At 44.4% G+C, this 18,060-nt stretch carries 15 protein-coding genes; 2 read left to right on the forward strand and 13 right to left on the reverse strand.

All coding sequences use genetic code 11. The features are described 5' to 3' along the window. Positions 1 to 135 precede the first annotated feature (135 nt). From COT72_03360 to COT72_03380, 5 genes are read right to left on the reverse strand one after another with little or no spacing between them, the layout of a single operon-like run. Entirely contained in the window at positions 136 to 2,550 is a 2,415-nt protein-coding gene (locus COT72_03360; protein ID PIO00174.1) for a hypothetical protein, read from the reverse strand. A gap of 37 nt (positions 2,551 to 2,587) precedes the next feature. Then, the gene (locus COT72_03365; protein PIO00175.1) at positions 2,588 to 3,649 is read right to left on the reverse strand and encodes a hypothetical protein; all 1,062 of its coding nucleotides are present in this window, start codon (positions 3,647 to 3,649) and stop codon (positions 2,588 to 2,590) included. Continuing rightward, entirely contained in the window at positions 3,646 to 5,235 is a 1,590-nt protein-coding gene (locus tag COT72_03370; protein ID PIO00176.1) for a hypothetical protein, read from the reverse strand. Before COT72_03370 ends, COT72_03365 begins: the two co-directional genes overlap by 4 nt. Before the next feature lies 1 nt (position 5,236). Further along, positions 5,237 to 7,300, reverse strand: a complete 2,064-nt coding sequence (locus COT72_03375) for a hypothetical protein (GenBank protein ID PIO00177.1) — start codon at positions 7,298 to 7,300, stop codon at positions 5,237 to 5,239. Next, entirely contained in the window at positions 7,290 to 9,575 is a 2,286-nt protein-coding gene (locus tag COT72_03380; GenBank protein ID PIO00178.1) for a hypothetical protein, read from the reverse strand. The genes COT72_03375 and COT72_03380 overlap by 11 nt, the downstream gene beginning before the upstream one ends. A 125-nt stretch (positions 9,576 to 9,700) precedes the next feature. Between COT72_03380 and COT72_03385 the strand changes: the two genes are divergently transcribed. Then, positions 9,701 to 10,165, forward strand: a complete 465-nt coding sequence (locus COT72_03385; protein ID PIO00179.1) for a hypothetical protein — start codon at positions 9,701 to 9,703, stop codon at positions 10,163 to 10,165. A 44-nt stretch (positions 10,166 to 10,209) separates the two neighbouring features. Then, complete coding sequence (locus COT72_03390) at positions 10,210 to 11,058, forward strand: hypothetical protein (protein PIO00180.1); 849 nt, start codon at positions 10,210 to 10,212, stop codon at positions 11,056 to 11,058. Between the two features lie 39 nt (positions 11,059 to 11,097). Here the strand turns inward: COT72_03390 and COT72_03395 are convergent, their stop codons facing one another. The 8 genes from COT72_03395 to COT72_03430 form a co-directional block, all read right to left on the reverse strand. Next, a complete protein-coding gene (locus COT72_03395; protein ID PIO00181.1) occupies positions 11,098 to 11,673 on the reverse strand; it encodes a hypothetical protein in 576 nt (191 codons plus the stop codon). 3 nt (positions 11,674 to 11,676) lie between these two features. Further along, the gene (locus tag COT72_03400; GenBank protein PIO00182.1) at positions 11,677 to 12,300 is read right to left on the reverse strand and encodes a hypothetical protein; all 624 of its coding nucleotides are present in this window, start codon (positions 12,298 to 12,300) and stop codon (positions 11,677 to 11,679) included. After that, positions 12,301 to 12,870, reverse strand: a complete 570-nt coding sequence (locus COT72_03405; GenBank protein ID PIO00183.1) for a hypothetical protein — start codon at positions 12,868 to 12,870, stop codon at positions 12,301 to 12,303. 57 nt (positions 12,871 to 12,927) lie between these two features. Continuing rightward, positions 12,928 to 13,428: a hypothetical protein gene (locus tag COT72_03410; protein PIO00184.1), complete on the reverse strand. Its 501-nt coding sequence runs from the start codon at positions 13,426 to 13,428 to the stop codon at positions 12,928 to 12,930. Positions 13,429 to 13,436: 8 nt separating this feature from the next. After that, complete coding sequence (locus COT72_03415) at positions 13,437 to 15,119, reverse strand: hypothetical protein (GenBank protein ID PIO00185.1); 1,683 nt, start codon at positions 15,117 to 15,119, stop codon at positions 13,437 to 13,439. Further along, positions 15,119 to 16,036: a hypothetical protein gene (locus COT72_03420; GenBank protein ID PIO00186.1), complete on the reverse strand. Its 918-nt coding sequence runs from the start codon at positions 16,034 to 16,036 to the stop codon at positions 15,119 to 15,121. Before COT72_03420 ends, COT72_03415 begins: the two co-directional genes overlap by 1 nt. A gap of 47 nt (positions 16,037 to 16,083) precedes the next feature. Continuing rightward, complete coding sequence (locus COT72_03425; protein PIO00187.1) at positions 16,084 to 17,307, reverse strand: hypothetical protein; 1,224 nt, start codon at positions 17,305 to 17,307, stop codon at positions 16,084 to 16,086. After that, a partial coding sequence (locus COT72_03430; protein ID PIO00188.1) for a hypothetical protein occupies positions 17,295 to 18,060 on the reverse strand: 766 nt, incomplete at its 5' end. The genes COT72_03425 and COT72_03430, both read right to left, overlap by 13 nt.

Below are 18,060 nucleotides of genomic sequence, written 5' to 3' on the forward strand. Positions count from 1 at the left end.
TAACAAGCCGGAGTGCATCATCTGCAAACGAGCCGAGCACACCAGTTTGCCACATAATAACAAAGCCAATAATAACCCCAATCACAATAAGCGTGATAAGAATGCCGGTTACAAGGTCAAATTCCGCGTGCGTGTTCATTTACAGCACCATCCTGCATTGTCAATCGCATTAGAGAGATAGATTTGCGTGTCTTGTCCGGTGATTGCAAGCGACACAGTTGATGTTGTGCATGCAACATTTTGATTTGCGCACGCGTCTTCATAGGTGCTTCCCGTAAGTGTGGTCCCGCAGCATGTCTCACAGGATTCGAACGTGTTTTGTTCCTTGCTTAAAACGCCGCAACCGCTACCAATGCCTGCAACGCAGGTCACGCCATAGTTTAGCTGGTTTTCGCATACAAACTCAGTGTCAACAGGCGTGCACGTGCTCAGGAAGTTGTGCGTTTTCTCGTAATACCCATGAACAGGGATGCGCACGTCTTCAACAATCGTAAAGCCAGCAAGTCCTGAACAAAAGTTGTTCACGTCAAGGGTGAGGGTGCCATCAAAGGGTATTGAACCCATGTTTTTGAATCGTACGCGCACGTGTCCTTGTTTGAGTTCGCTCTCATCAAGGGTTGCTTTATACGCGCACGCGCCGTTATTGCATGCGTAGTCGCGATACACACTTTGCCCGTTTTCATCGTAGAATCCATCAAGGTCATTGCAATTCTTTTGCGTGCTCTTAAGCACGTTTGACGCACAGTAATAATCAGTAAGCGTTTCTTCGTCTTGGCACTCGTCTTCAAAGGTTTGTTCAAGACACGCCCCATCAAAACAGCCGGGCGCGTACTCTGTTGTATCAAACGTGGTGAAGCTTGGCTGGGTTTCTCCTGTGCAGTAGCGCGCGCATTCAACTAGAGTTGAGTCATAGCTTGTTCCTATTGCACTATATTCGCGCACTTGGGTTTGGTAGTTGTTTACAAAAATTCCTTCGCACGCGTCTTCAAAGTCAGTGTAAGGGCAGAGTACAACGCTTCCAAAACTGCAATCAGCACCTTCACATGATGCTTGCCAGTAGTAATCGCGGACTTTGTCTTTGCTAAACACGTCAGCGGCATCAGCAAGAACCGTGTCTGTCAGACTTAAATCGTCAGATGCCGCGTTGTTGCAGCATATTGCTGTTTCTTCAGCAATGCCATCACAGTTATTGTCAGGAATGCCATCACAAATTTCTGGCGCGCCAGGGTATACTGTGCCATACGCGTCACTGCACATGTTTTCATTGTCTCCGTCGCATTCAACATCAAAACCATCCCCGTCCAGGTCAGTTCCTGCAAGTTCGCATGATACTGAGATGTCAGCATTGCACTCATTTGCACTGCACGAGCACGTGTCAAGATTGCACGCATTTGGTTGTGCTCTGCAATCATAATAGTCATAAGAATTGTCACCATACAACACCAAGCCGAGCGCGCCAAGGGTTCCTTTCACAAAATCGTTTGTATAACAACCACTGTTTTGCGAGCAGTCAGAAGGCGCGCATCCTGTTGTGTCGGTATCGCACACCGCTCCGCACGCGCCTGCGTTACACGTGTAGAGTGAAAGGCAGGTGTCTTTTGGCACGCATGCTGAAACCGGGTTTCCGTTTTCATCAGTAACTGATGATGCTTTGTTGCCGTTGCATGCAGCGCAAAATTCGCATGCACCATCTGATGTGCAGTCTGCTTGCGAGCGTTGCGCGCAATTTGAAGGAATAATACCAATTATGTCTGTTTGAGAATCAGCAAGAGGGGTTCCTGCATCACTATCAACAGAACATGCACCGCCTTGCTTATTTGAAATATAACACTCTGCAGTTACTTCGCCTGCAGTGCTTGATATGCAGCTAAATTGCGCATGAGCGCCATCCCAGCTTTGCCACGCACAATCAGAGCCTCCTTGTATGCGCGCACCAATGCAATTTGCATTGACAAGCGAGCTTTCACACTGTACCGTAAACGCGGTGTTTTGAACTGCCGTATTGGGGGCGGTTATACCTTCCAGTGTGAGGCAGGTCACATCTTGCGTGTCAGTTCTGCCGTCGCAATCGTTGTCAAGACCATCATCGCACACCTCAGTTGTGCCAGATACTGCGCCGGTGCACCCGCCAAATGCGCCTGCAGAACAGTATTTGGTTCCGCTCTGGCACACGCCGGTGTCCGTGCCGCATGATGCGGAGAACAGGTCAATAGTGCCATCACAGTTGTCATCAACATTGTTGCAGCGCTCTTGTGCGCCAGGATAGATACGCGCATCAGTTGGGTTGCAGTCAACAGCATCATTATAGCCGTCTCCATCAGCGTCAGAGAACGTGCAAAACCCATTGGAGCACAGCTTTTCTTGCGCACAGGCTCCCGTAATACAGTCCGCTCGTTGAATACCGCCCGTAATGTATTCTTCACAGTGCTGATCTGAAGAGCATTGTACTTGTTTAGCGCCAAAAAATCGTTCCAGCTGGTACGAGCAAGACGTGGCGCAATAGGATTCAATATCGCTGATTAGACGTGCGTGCGCGCTTTGCGCGCTCATAGCAATCAAGAACGCAATGACTATGAGGAGTATATACTTACTCACGCCAGCACGTCACCCCATTTTCAGCAGTTTGCCCGCACGTGAAACCTGCAAGCGAACATTCAAGACTGCCAGTTCGCCATCCTGCATCAACGCAGACTGGTTCTTCTGTTGGCGGGGCTTCATTTGCTTCTTTTGCCCGATAGGTAAGGTATTGTTTTATGAGTTTAGCAAGGTTTTGTTGCGTGAGTTCAAGAAGCATGCTTACGCTTCTTACACCGTGCAGGGAATCGCCCGTGAGCGTAATAGTGTTATATGTTGCAAATGAGTGTTCAGCTGTTTCAACAAGCATGCACAACGACCCGTCACAAGTGGTGCGCGCTACCTTAAGATTTGAAAAATAAGGTGAACCAAACGCAGCAAATACTGCACCAAGAGCTGCTTCATGGTTTGTTTTATCAAGCAGGATGTTGTAGCCAATCACTTCAAAATCATCATAATACACAGTTAAAAGAAACGCGTCTGCTTGGAATGAAAAACCAAAATAAGGCGTTGTCACGAGGCTTGGCTTTGCCTGTTCAAGACCAAAATGCGAAGCAATGCTTTGTGCTTGCGCTTCAAATGCATTAAAATCGTATGTGTATTGTTTTTCATAAAACGAGAGTTCCACTGCAGGAATGTATTGTACTTCCTGTTCAAGGCGTAATTCGCGTTCTTGTCCCTGCTCGTCAAAATAGGTGATGGTCTTATTTTCTTCGTTAACAAACACGCTCCCGTTTGTTGCATAGATGTTTTGTTCTTGTTCAAAAGAGGTGATAAGCTCATTTGTGGTGTAATTAAAGGATACGAGCATAGTTGATTCAAAAAGCGCTTTGTGGTCTCTATACAAATCCACAACCGCCATGTTAAGCGCGTCACGCTGCGGAGGTGTTGCTATAAGTGTGATACTCTTATTTGCAGACAGGTCTTTTCCTGGAACAAGAAAAGAAAGTTCTTGTTCAAAAAATATAGCGTCATTGCTCACTGGAGGAAGTGCTTGTCTGCCAAAAAAGAAGATGCCAAAAATGCCTATAACAATTAGGACGCCAGCAGTAAAAAAAAAGGTGTGGGGTCTCATGCGTCACCTCGCCTTGGCGTGTCAACGCTTAATCTGCCAAGCTCAGAGTATACCGGGATAACAAAGAGGTTTTGCGTGCTCTCAAGTCTTTCAAAAGATTTGTACACATTTGCTTCTTGACCCGTGACACTGATGCTCGCGCGCGCAGTTACCCTATCTGATGAGTAGGTGCATCCGTCTTCAGGGTCGCATGAAATAGCCGTGTAGCCAATACCGTCCACATCTTGAAGCGAACACAAAACCGTGCGCGTTTGTCCTGCAGGAACGCTCACACTTCCATCACACAAGAGAATTTCTTGCGGTGTTGGGTCAGTGACGTGTTCAATGACTTGCGCGTAAAGCGTATAATCTACAGGTTTTTCAAGGTCACCATTGTTTTGAATATCAAAAGAGTATGTTGCGTAGTACTGTGTCGGGTGGTTTGTAACCATAAGTGAGCCTCTTCTCATGCTCACATTGATGAATTCAAATGCATAGAAGGTTTCTTTGCTGAGCATGTTGTCAAGCGCGTTTTCATCAGCACTGTCTGTTTCAAGGTCGTTGCCATTAAGCGTGCCATCACCATCAATATCCTCATCAAGGATGTTTGCAATCCCATCAGCATCATCATCTTGTTGGGCTTGCGCAAGTGTGATAAACTGGTCAGGCCGCGAGTCACCATCAAGGTCAGGGTCATGAATGTCAAGAATGCCGTCCCCGTCCGTGTCTTTGGTTGAAAGGTCAGTGCGGATAAATTGGATTGATGCGCTTATGTTTCCGTTTTGTGTTAGAATTGAATACGGGTAGTCAATGCCATTTGATTGCCTGACAAGACGGCATGACACGTCTTGGTTGCTGTTTTCTTCAACGTACGCGAGTGTTTCTCTGCAAAACACGCATGCACCGGTTTGCGCGTCAGGGTTTTGGCACGCATTATTTATTGCAGAAACAGCGTAGGCAATGTCATTGACAAGAAAGCGATTTTGAATACTTGCGGTGATTGTGGGATTGTTCACATCCTCATTAAAATTGATTCCTGTTACGCGAACATTATACGGTTTTTTTGCACAAAACAGGTCTTGGTCTTGAGAGAGAAGGGGATAGACCTGCACAATTTCATCAACGTCGCTTGAAACATCTGCTTTATAGGTGGTAATGTGCAAGTGAAAATCGCCTACACATTCAGAATAGAGAGGTAATTCACATGCGTAGTTTGCAAAGCTTCCTGCAGGGACTGTTTTTTGTTCAGTGCAACCAGGATAGGCAAAGCTTTTGTCTTGCTTGAAATTGCTTACAAACGCGCTGAGAATGGGCGCAAGATTTTCCCGTTCATTATAATTACATATTTCAACGCGCAGGACGCCGCGTCCTTCATCACTCAATGAGGTTGGTTCACGCGTGACTTCAATAAAGGGTGTAGAGCAATTCACAATTCTTGAAAACCCCGCGGCTTCCTGAAAGTTTATGCCAACAGCAATTGCTTCGCCAGTAGGGCTTCTTGAAGATTGTGAAAAAATGAATCCTGAAAGAAGAAGCACTACTGGTGCAAGAAGGAGAAGAAAACCAATAAGTGCAAGAATCAGTTTAAGCTGTCCTTTTGAATTCATGTTATGTCCCCCCAATAGTAAGCGCAAAGCGCGTAAGACCGCCAAACAAGATGGTCACGCCAAGTGTTACAAATGTGTATACAATGGTGCCCATCATAAGTGTTTTGCCAACTTTTTGTTTTTGCTTAATAGGGTCTCCGGCAAATTCAACTTGCGAGGCAAGATACATCATAAGAATAACCACCTCAATAAAGTAGATGCCCACAATAAGCTGGAATGTGGTGAGAGGTATGGCATCTTTTACGTTAAACAAGCCAATAGACCAGACCGAAGACAATCCAAAACCGCCTTCTGAAGCTGCGGCCTGGCTTTCAAGTTGTTCCATTTGCAGGTTCATGCTGGTAAGAATCATCATAATCATGCTGGTAAGACCAACAACAATTCCTGAAATCATAGGCGCAACAATGCTTGACTCAAATGAAAGGCTTGAGAGGGTTTCTGAGAGCACATCTTTGATTTTTTCAGTAATAGTATGCACGTTTGAAAGGTATCGCGAAACATTTGAAAGCGACGACGCAGCGATTTCAAGACTTTTTTCAGCACCCTGAATCATAATTTTCATAGCCGCAGAAACAAGGTGCGACGGGTAGTAAACGAGCGCGCCAAGTTTTGAATCAAAAATTGCCTGTTCAGCACCCATGCCCAGTCTTTGCATGTTATCAACCATTTTATAGAAGAAACTGGCAGACTCCGAGCCTTTCATGCTTTCTGCAACTTTAAGTGCGGCAAGTTCAACGGGGAATCCTTCACTAATACGGTTTGCAAGCTGAAATGCCGTGTTTGCAAACTGGGATTCAAGGTTTTCAATTTCTTCACGCAATTTAAGACGCTGAAATGAAGTAAGATAGGTGTAAAAAAATATCGAAAGCGCGGTTCCCACAATAGGTAAAAGCGTGATGTACACATCCCACTCTGAAGGTATTCCACCAAAGGGATTGATAAAAAGATAGACAAGATAGGGTATAACCGCTGTTGCAAAAACAATAAGAGAGATAGGAAGAGCCGGCAGGCTGACGCGTTTTTTTCCAAGGGTGATAAAAAACCAGCCGGGTTTTGGTACAAGAGGATGGTGAGAAATGTCAGGATATGAAAACGCAATGGGCCTGTTTGCAAGGGTTCGCTGTATCATAAAAAACACGCCAAGCGGGAGCAGGAAATTGTAGAGAATAATAAGCGCGCGTGAGCTAATGAGTTCTGAGAGAAACGCACCAATAATAGGCAGCGTGATAAGTCCAAAAATAGGCAAGCTGATACCAAGCATATAAATTCCTTCAATCGGGTTTTTGAGCGCGTTAGAATAGTGCACCATGGTCTCAAGCGTGCCCTGCAGGATTCGGTCAAGCGCTTTTTCTAAAAGTCCAAGGCGTTTCTCATCTGATACTTGATACATGCTAGAGGTTACGAGAAACACAGAATCAACAAATTCAGGATTGGTTTCTTTCCATTGATTAACATACACGTCAAGGGCTTCTTTGACGGTCATATATTTTTTTGACTCAACATCCCACAAGATTTTTTTAAAATCGTTTGCAAGCGGTCCTTCCAAGTTTTCAGCAACAAAACGAAGCGCTCCTTCAAGGTTTGCAGTGTGGCGCATAAAAATAACCATGTAGAGAATTGCCATGACCAGTTCTGTTGAACTTTTGAGCTTGCGCGCTTTGACCTTGTTTGTTGGGTAATTACGAAAATATGAGTACAAACCAAAGGTGAGAGCAAGGCCCAACAGGAATACCATAATTGAAAAGGTGAGCACAAAAACAACTGCTGAAATAGCGAGTCCAAGAACAATTGCAACAACAGAAGTAGTCATGACTTGTTGTGGCGTGATGCGAAGTCCAAGCGTGTCAATGCTTTCTTGCAGGCTTTGCTCGTCTTTTTTTGACACGCTCATAGAAAAGAGCTTTCCAACCCTGCGGTAAATGATTTCAACACGCGTAAGACCCTCAGTTTCCGCTCGTTGAAATTCTTTATAGTAGTAAGATGAGGCGCGTTGTGCTTTTGTTTCATCTTGGGTTGCGCGCTTTAGATTAAGTTCTTTTTTGAGTTCCTGTTCATCAAGTTCCATGTTTTTTGAGTTTTGCCTTAAGCCAGATTTCGTATTCCAAGAGCACGCGTTTTGGCGTGGCATATCCCTGCTTTTGAGCGATGCGTTCGCTTACGCGATGAAATGCTTCATTTGAGGGAATGACAAAATCAGCTTCAAGAAGGTCAGGTCTCTTGAGTTTTTTTGCGTAATCAGTAATGAGTTTCATAATGTTTGCGCGCAATTCAATGTTCTCATACACGCGGTCCCAGTTCCCTGCCCATTCCTTGACGCGTCCTGCAATTGATTTGAGCACGTCACTTTCTCCTTCCACAAGCGCAGATGTGGGGATGAGCTGGTCTTTTCGCGCGTCATATTCCATGAGCGTGACAAATCCTCGTTCAGCAACAGGGTCTTGCTCCCACTCCTTTCGCACTTCAGTAATGCTTGTGATGCGACGATATTCGTGCAAACCGTCAGGGCTTCGCAGCTTGTTTGCAAGAACAATAATATCAGTTGCTTTGAAACTGGTTCGCGGCACGCCAAGATCGTTTACCACGCGGTCAAAAATACCGTACGGCGAGTCGCCGTGAATAGTTCCTGCAACCACATTTGCAAGCGCGCCAACACGCATTGCTTCATAGAGCGCGAGCGCTTCAGTAGAGCGCACTTCACCTACAATCAGTGCTGAATCCCCAAGGCGAAGCGTGGTGCGAATACCATCTGCTGCTGAAAGCTCATTTTGCTCGCCAAGAATCGCGCTTCGCACTTTGATTGGAACAATATCATAACCAAATTCCTGAAGAGCAGTCACCGGTAGTTCAAGGGTGTCTTCTACGGTGATGATACGATATTTTCGCATGATTTGCACAAGCAGTGAGCCAAGAAAAGAAGATTTTCCTGAACCGCGGGTTCCTGCAACAAGCATGGTGCGCGCGCCGTCAACAAGAAACCATAAGAGCCCTGATGCAAGGGGTGTGAGCATTTTGTAGCTTGTAAAAAGCGGAAGTGTCCATGGCTTTGGCCGGTGCTGTCTAAATGCGTAGGCGTAGCCCTTTGGTGAGAGAGGCGACTGGATGACGGCAACACGCGCGCGGGCGTGGGGAAGCGAGAGTTCTGTGTCAAGAACAGGGTGAGATTCATCAAGGGGTCTTCCGCTAAGCATTCTAAAACGTGATGTCCAGGAACGCACGTCATTGATGTTTGGCAGAATGTTTGTATTCATTTCACCATACTTGTTATGCGTGACAATAATGGGTACGCGCCCAACAGGAGGGTTGACATAAATGTTTTCAATATCGCGGTCAAGAAGCAGGACTTCAACAAGTCCAAAACCAACGGTGAGACGCACAAGGATTTCTGCAAGTTTTTCAATGCGTTCATATTTAATTTTTGCGCCGCGCGATTCAGCTATTTGTTCGAGCAGGTCTTTTGCAACGTTGAAAAAGACTTCGCGCATTCGTTTTGGGTCAACAAATTCTTCTTTTCGCGGTTTGTGTTTTGAGAGGATTTCACGCGCCTTGGTGAGAAGCGAGTACTCCTCATCATTGAGTTTGAACTCAAGAGGACGCACGTGATACATCGGCTTGACTTGGTTTGGTGTTTCGTAAATAGTAACATCAACATCTTCGTGCGGTTTGTAAATGTCTAGTTCCCGCGCGCCAGCAGGAGGCTGGCTCATAAGGCGCGTGTACATAAAGTTTGGTTTGATGTGCGGTTCAAACAAAACGCGATACACACTTCGGTCTCCAACCTTGTATCCTGCAAGATATTTGTCACTTTTTTTGATGAGTTGCGTTTTTTCAAGCTTGTCAATAATAGTTTTGAGACGTGCCATGTATTCATGGACTGCTTTTTTCTTGTACGGGTCTTTTACATCGTCTACTTCAACTTTTTTGAGACGGTGCGTTCGAAGCGCAGTAAGATATGCACCAACCGGATCGCGTTTTAAAAGTTCTAAAATGATGTGGCGAAGAGTAATAAGCGCGCTAGAAAGCACATCCTCTTGGGCTGCGTTTTCAGCAAGAGGGAGTTTGAGGATTTCATCTTCTTTGATGAGTTTTATGTACACATTTCTAAGCTCGTTTAAAAGCAGGGCTTGATCGTAGGGATACACATAGTTTCGTTCTTCTGAAAGAATAATGTTTGTTACTTCACCAACTTCAATAAGCGTGTCCATAACCGTGCCCAGGCACAGTTCATTATCTTCAAGAGAGGGGTAGGAATGAGTTTGTGTGTAATCAAGCACGAGATTTTTATCAGCACCTTCTCGTTCGATTTTGAACGGTACACCATTTTGTTTCTGATTCTCGACCATTACCGTAGTTCACCCTCCCACCACGTAGTGATGTTTTGCGAGTTTTTTCGCGCATTAACACTATTTTTTTAAGTATATAACTATAATAAGAGTATAGTTAATTTAAGGTTTCGTGTGATACTACTATGGACATGCCTCAAATGCCAAAACAGGAAATGCAAAAAGAGTCTAAATCTCAAGCAGCAAAGCAGGGAGTGCCGGGAATTGATTTTGAATTAATTTCAAAAACAGTAAGTGAACTTAACCGTCGTGTACGCGCGGTTGAAGAACAGCTTACGGCAAGCAGACAGCGGCTTGATATTATGGATGATTCAGTTCATGACACAATTAAGACTGTTTCTCGCGATGTTGAAGAAACAAAGGCGCAGGTAAGCGAAATTAATAGCGCGCTTAGCGAGTTTCGCACAACACTCCAGCAATTAATCAAACAGCTTGGCGTGTTTGCACGAAAAAGCGATGTGAGCGCACTCGAGAAGTACGTTGACCTGCTTGACCCTTCACAATATCTTTCTAAAAAAGAGATTGTGAACCTGATTCGTGAACATCTTAACATGCCTCCTGTTGAAGAAGAAGAAGAGCAGGAAGAGTAACGTGTTGGAAACCTTAATAAGACGCAAACGAGGGAAATGATAGTATGGCTAGTTTCATTCAAAAGCTGTTTGGAAAAAAAGATGCGCCTGCACAAAAAGGCGGGGTGTCACTTTCTCAGATTGAACAGATGATTTCTCAGGGAATGTCAAAAACGCAAATTGTTGATTATTACCGCAAACAGGGAGCACCTCTTGCAACTATTGAGCGCGCAATTTCTCAGGCAGTTGCAAAACAAAATGTTATTTCAGGCTCACCAGTTTCAGCGCCACCACAGCAAATGGGCGGGGGCGGGGCGCAATCACCAACCACATTTGAAGGAGTAGAACAATCAGCACCAGACATGTCCCTTCCTCAAATGCCCTCAATGGACAACGAGATGAACATACCTAACATGGGAGAAGCTCAAGAGCAGGGTTTGCCACAACCTCCTGAAGGATTAGACATGCCCCCAATGCCTGGACCTCAAAACGTTCCGCAAGCGCCTCAAATGCCCGAACCAGAAGAAAGCGCGCAGGAGAACGAGCTTGCGCGTGATGTTGATACTATTGGCGATGTTGAGGAATTAATTGAAGCAATAGTTGAAGAACGATTGACTGATGTTACTGAAAAGCTTGATGAGATTGAGCGCATAAAAGAACAGGTTGATACAAACGTGTCCGGCATTGATGAACGCTTCAGTTCGTATGATGAACGCTTAGCGCATCTTGAAGAAGAGCAAAAGAGTGCAAATGATAATTACCGCAAAACCATTGAAGAAGTTCGTCTTGAAATGGGTGCAATGGAAAAAGCAATGAAAAAGTTAGTGCCCACCCTTGCTTCAAACATTCGTGAACTCCAGGAATTGCAGGAAACAAAAAAGAAAGCAGCATCAAAATCATCTAAAAAGAAATAACCGTTCTTATGATTTTTTTATCCAATCAAACACCCAAGGTTATGTTGAGTTTGCTATTACAAACGCGGCTATTGCAAAGATAAAGAAAAGCACAACAAGGCCAAGCACTTGGGGTAATGAAAGAAAGAAAACAGCGCGCTCACTTGCACTGAGTTCTTCAACTTTTTCTGAAAGCGTTTTGTTTTCCTCTTCTGCAAGTTTTTCAATGTTTGCAGAAGAAACATTAGGAAACGCGCTTGCCATGACCACAAAGAGCAGGAGAATTGCTATTGCAAGAATAAGTGTGTACCTTCCTTCCTCAAAGTTTCCAACAATTTTGAGTATTTCCTCATATTTCATGCCGCCCATCAAGAGTACAAAAGCAAACATGAAAAGCACAATGCCAAAACCGGTGAAGTAAGGTACGAGCGTAGCAATAAAGGTGCGCGCAGTTGGTGAGATAACAACGCCAACAGCAATGGCAAGTGCAACAATAGCTTGCAGTTCTTTGCCCTGAATCACGCCTGAACGCAGTAGTACCCCATACACTACGGCATACACGAGTATGAAAGGTATAACTATTTCATAGAATCCGGATTGTTGAATAAGTGACAGTGCGTCAGTGAATGCAACCATTGTTTAGACCCCCCTTTTGAGCAGCCATTTAAGGATTTTTTCCGCGTCAAGGCTTGGTACCATGCTTTGGCCTTCGCCTTTGAATGCCCATGCTATAAGTAGTATGAAGCCTCCAATTAATAAGAGTAATGCTATATCATAGTCTGAAATGAGAAAACCGCCAAGACTCAGACCGCGTTCGTTTGGTTCAATAAGGGTAAGCGCACCGCCAGTCGTTGCTGCCCAGAAAATAAGCAAGATCGCGCCTGCAACAGCAAGCCGCATGAGGTTTGAGCTCAAAAAACCAGAAGCTACATTTTCTGGAAAGATAAAGTAAAGCGTGAACATAAGCGCTACCATGCCTATAAGGAAGATGGAAAGCGGGGGAAATGCGCGCTCAATTGTGAGCACAACCGTTGGCGAGAGCGTTGCTGTGTACGCAATAACAAATGAAATAATAAGGCGCATAGCACCATGTTTTTGCTGTCCAAAAAGCCGTCCAGTCATGAGAAGTGCGTTATAAATGATAACAAAGACAAGAAGAAATGCAAGCACGAAAACAACGCCGTTCACTCCTTCTGGTGCGAAAATGTCTGCAATGCCTGAGAGTTGTGAGAACACATTTATTAAAAGCGAGTCTGTTGCCATTTAGCTGCTACCCCCACTCTCACCTTGCGATGTGCTTTTCCATATCCATGCAATTGCACCAACAATGAGCACAAGAAATATCATAACTGACAGGTTTTCTGCGCTAAAAAGACCTGCACCAGTTCCGACGCCTGCAACAATTGAAGAGAAGCTCCACCATCCTGCTGCAAGACCAAAAGAGAAAACAAACGCAAAAGCAGTGACGCCAAGCATGATTTGTTTGTACCATTCTTTTTCAAGCAGTTTTTCAAAGTCGCCAAACGCAAGCGCGGCAAGCATGACAAAACTGACAAAGATAACGCTCAATAAGCCTATATACGGAATAAACGCAGTCATAACATCAAGCAGGTTTGCAGCGCCAACAAAAAGCAGTGCAATAACAAAGGCAACAACGCTGTTGAGTTCTTTTTTTGGCACGTTTTTTCCTTTTTCTTGTTTCATGCCAAAGACGTTTGTGCGGTCAAGCACGCCATACACAATGGCGTAAACAAGAAAGGTGGGTAAAACTATTTGGAAGAAGCCCATGCGGCGCAAGAGTTCAAGCGCGGATACGAAACTCACTTCTACCATTACTACCTATCTTATGCGGGTGTGTATTAAAAAAGGTTTAGGAATTAATGTTTTTAGTCATTGTTTTGGGTAATGGATGGTTTGTCCGCCTGCTTTTTGTGATTCGCAGAATTGGTCAAGAAAATTGTCTTTAATAAATCCCGCAAAGTAGAGCGCGCTATGAAGCACAAACACGTGATACTCGCTATCATTCAGGTTGCGATAAATGTTTTGTTTAACATGAATAATATGGCCCGCGCCTCCAAGTAGGTCTTTGAGTTTTTGCGCGTCTTCTTTGGACCAGTGGGGTAGTGTTTCAAGGTCAAAGTGGTCGGTGAGTCTGCCAATGATTTGGCGCGTAAATTGAGCGGGGTCTTGCGCATTTGACACACCGAGGGGTCGGAGTTGTTGTTGGTAGAGTTTAAATGATTGGTTGAGCACAAGCAAAAATTGACGTTTAAAACGCGCGTCATCACTGCGCGGGTAGTATGCCCTAATTTTTTGAATAAGCGCGCGAAACGCAGGTTTTGTGTTTTTGAGCTCGGCTCTTGTGAGAAATTCAAAAGATTGTTCAGGCACGCGTGGTGTTATTTTTTTTTTGATTCAACCAAGACATTGGGATTTTCTCCAATCGCGCTTAATCCTTGCGAAAAGCGCGTCATTTCAGCGTCCCATTCGTTGAGAAGGTCAATAACTGATTTAGTGTCTTTATTCATTGCGCTTGCAAGTGCGCGCAGGTTCCTGTTTGACAAGAGTTTTTCATAGATTGTTTTGAACTTGCCAACAAGCTCGCCAACACCAACAATAAGGTTTTGAGCTAAGGGCCGAAATTCCTCAAGATTAATAGTCTCAGGTTGTTTATTAAAGATGTTTGCAACATATTCCTTGAATGGCGCGTACGTGTCAGCGTAAAGCGACCATTGCAAGTAATCTTCTGGCCGCGATGAAGAAGGAATGTCTTTGCTCAAATCAAAAAGGTATTGGAGCAAATCTTTTGCACTATCCCCTGCAAGTTTGCCAACATCTTTTGGATAGAGCTGGGCAAGCACGAACAATTGATTGTAAAATTCCTGAACTGCAATAAACCATTCATTCTTTTCTCCGCCAAGAAGTAGCGATTCTTTTGGCACAATTTTTTTAAACGTATCAAAGGGTATGGCTCGAGGTTTACTTAAGAGTTTCTTAAAGTTATCAGTAAGTTTTGTGTAGGGTTTGTGGATGTGTTCATCAAATGTTTCTTTTTTCTCGTTCTTGAAGAGTTCAAGCGCATCCTCATACACGCCGCGATAATAGCGCATGTTTTTTATGATGTTAGTAACAAGCGTGTCAAAGATGGTGTCATCAAATTTGAGAATAGCCTCGTGCAACGCATTAACATAGTGTATAAGTGACTCGTACAGGGCGATAATGCTTGTGTTAGCTGCGCCAAACCCGTTAACTAAACGTTTGAGCGCTTCATTAACAAGGTTCGAGTCAAGCTCGGGAGGAACCTCTGCGCCTTGCGCATGCAGTGACGCGAGTATGCGAAGAATGCCTCGCTCGCTAATCGCATTTTTCATCTGGGATACCAGCACGTCAAATGATTGTTTCTGGTTTTGCACGTTTTGAGAAAAAAGCTCTCTCTTCTCCTGAACTTCTTTCATCGCTTGTGTTTGAAACGTTTCCATAAAGGTTTGCACGTCTTTGAGTTCGCCAACAAAGGCAGCTTGTGTTTCGTATGCACGAATAAGATTTTTGACAACAGGATTCCGGTATACTGGATTTTTGAGCCATTGAGCCTGGCGCGCGCGCAAGTCAGCAAAACGTTGTTGTGAATTAGGAATGAACCGCTGGATTGAAGCAAGCCGTTTTCCTTTTGCATTTTTTCCAACCGTTGCATAAAGCCTGTCAAGCTGGTCTATTTGTGAAGCAATGACATTAACCCGTTCTTCTGCAGTAGCATTAGCAGGAACAGAAACAATCACGTTAAACGCTTTGAACACGTACTCAGCAGCATCACGCACATCTTTGATTGCTGCTTGCGAGAAGTCAACGGTTTTTACCATGACCGTGAAATGATTAATCATAAGGCTTGTTTTTTTAACTAATTCTTCAACATGTTCTTTTGCAACACCTTCTTTTGCAACGGCTTCCACAGCGGTTTTAAATTCTCCAAACACACGAGCATATGTTTCTCTCACGCGCTTGAGTTGTGCTTCCATTTCAGCTTTGCTGCGCGAAACATCCTCAACCGTGACATCCTTGCTCTTTTTTCGTATACCCCGTACCATTACGCATTTCCTCCTTGGTTTTGATTGTCAGCTTCATTATTTTCAAGTAATGAACGCACGGCCTGGCTAAGCGCCTCAATTTGCTGGCTTTGCGTATTGATTGCTGCAACAAGGTCTCCTTGCTCAATCTGTTCTTCAATCTGGTCCTGGTTTTCTTGCGCGTCATCCTGCGCTTTTTTTCCCCCAGTAAAATATTTAGTAAATGCAGCGCCAGCGCCAGCGCCAAGAAGACCCACGCCCGCTAGTCCTACATTTGATGAAATTGCCTGCCAAACTTGATAGAGACCATAAAAGACCGCGCCAAGATTGAGAAATGACCCAAACGAGCCAAGTGTATTGACACTATTGAGTAAGTCTTGATCAATGTTAAGATAGCCTTGTGTGATGACTTGCGAAATGATTTCAAAATTCATAATACCTGCAAGCGCAAGAAAGAAAAGGCCGGTTCCAGCAAGGGCAAGACCACCAAGGATTTTATTGAACTTGTTTGGTTCTTCACCGCCCCCGCCTTGAAAGATTTGCCACACAAAAAAGAGCACAACACCAAACAGTATGAACTGCCCAAGAATGGCGCCAAAGTAGAAGAACAAGAGTAAATATGTGGGTGGCGCAAGTAGACTTGTTGCAACAGCAACAACAATGCCAAAAATCTTCGCGCCGTTTTGCAATCCTGCAGCAGCACCTCTGCGACCAGTCATTTCACCAATTGAATACGTGACACCAACAATAATAGCAAAGGCAAAGAGTCGTGAGAGAAGCAGAATTGCCTCAGGCGTTCTAAATCCTTCAATAAGCACGCCAAGCGTGACGCCCACAGTTTGGAGTGCTCCAGAAATGTCTTGGCCAAAAGCACCAGTAACTGAAAGCAAAACTAATGACACGAGTGCTGGAAGTACTGTAAAACGCTTTAGGTTCATTACTGGTTATATCAACAACTCAAACTTTTAAAGGTTTGTATAACCAATTATGCCTGTTGTAGGTTCTTGATAAATTCGTCTAATTCAGCGGGTTGTTGTGTGAATGCGTGTTCTGTTTGTTCAAGAAACTGGTCAAGGAATAACACCACCTGCTCAAACTCTTCTTTTGTGCGGATGGCACCAACAAGCGTTATTCGTTTGAGCGTTTTTATATGGTCATATATTCGGGCATACAGTTCCATGTAATACGCAACGAATCGGTCAATCACATTACCTGCACCAAATTGGCCTAGTGACGTGAACTTGTCGCCAAATGATAATGTGTTGAGGTTTGAGATTTTTTTAAGGAGTTGTGTGATATCTTCAAAAGCGAGTGTTTGTTTTGCGTTAAGTGTGTTCCATTGTTGCGTGAACTGAGAAAGGTCTTTTTCAAAGAAGTATTCTTTTCGCTCAATCACGCGGTTGTACCAGTTAATGAGTTCGCGCTCTTCTTTCTCGATTTGTTGAACACCAATATTTTTTGTCGGAGAATTAAGCATTTCAAGATGGGGTCTAATGCGAAGGATGAGTTCGCGTTCAAGAATGTCTTGAGACACAATGCGGCCGCGCCGTTCAGATGGTTTTCGCCCCACTCGTTTTTGCGATTCAATATTCATGCCAAGCGTGTCAAGCATGACACGAGTAAGTTTTTCAAATTCTTCTTGCGCACTGTGCCGGTGTTTTTGCGCGTTTGCATCATTGCCGCGCTCAAGAGCTTTTGCAAGTGCTTTAAGGTTTTCTTCAAAAGCAAGGAGTGCTTTTTTGATAAAACTGTAATTGTCAGCAACACGTTTTGCATCTTGTGCAATCTCTTTATAACCATGTACGTGTTCTTCAATAAGTTCTTGATACCGGGTCACATAATCAGGAAACGCATCAAGTTCTCTAAAAATATCAAGTAATTCACGCACGTACGTGATTTTTGTTTGTTCAAGCTTTGCAATATCATCAAAGCGGGGAGCAGAGCCTAATGCTTTTGCGCGATTGAGCACGTCGCGCGAGTACTCTGATGAAATAAGCAAAAATTGTTTGTGCAAGTGTTTGAGATGGTCATCATGGGGGAATGTGGTTTTTCCCATGCCAAGGTAGAGTACGTGTCCATAGAATTTTTTATCAAGTGATACCCAACAGTTAAGAAAGTCGCGAAGCGTGTTCACGCTTGCAACAAACCATTCTGCAGAGTGCATGCTTTTTTCCAGTTCAGTGCGTGCCATTTTTTTTATTGCCACCATATCTCCTGTACATCATCACGATTTTGTACATCCCCCCACCAGCGTTCACGACCAAGACCAAATAAGTAGCCGGGTATTGGCGGGCGTTGCGCGTTTTCTCTATTTCCAGGGTTTATTCGAGTGTCCATGTTTTGATACCTATTCTGGTGGTCATAACGGTAGTCAGAGGTATCTTGAGCCATAAAACCTAATTGCTCACGAATATTTTGTTCTGATTCAGCATCGCCTTCAAAAGAGAAGAGACGAAAACCCGTGCTGCGCTGTTCTTGATTTGGTAATGCAACGTTTCGCCATTGAATAATAGTAATTGGTCCAATTCCAGGAAAGTTAAAACGCATATCAATATTAAATTGGGGAATGTTGTTTTCATCAAATCCCAAAAACGTGCGATTAGTAAATAGGATGTCAGCAAAGCGTGCGCGGTTAAGAATTACATTTGCCTGCGGGTCAAGTATGTTAAGCGCGTTTTGCAGGTACACGTCAAGCTGGGCATCTTCAACAACAGGCGGCGCAGAAGGCATTTGGATGGGGGAAGTTTCTTCTTGCGGGCGTGCAACGGGTTGAGCAAGATTGCCTCTCTGGTTTTGTTGTGGTTCTTGTGGTCGCGCAGGTCGCGGGTTTGCGGGGTTTTGAGCACCAGAAGCCCCCATAAGTGCTACAAATCCGCCAAGTATCATGAATAAACCCCACAAAATAACCACCACATTAGGAAGCGCCAACCAACCCGCAAGACTCGTAATAAACCACGCACCA

The organism is archaeon CG10_big_fil_rev_8_21_14_0_10_43_11 (genome assembly GCA_002763265.1).
GTDB lineage: Archaea > Nanobdellota > Nanobdellia > PEZQ01 > PEZQ01 > PEZQ01.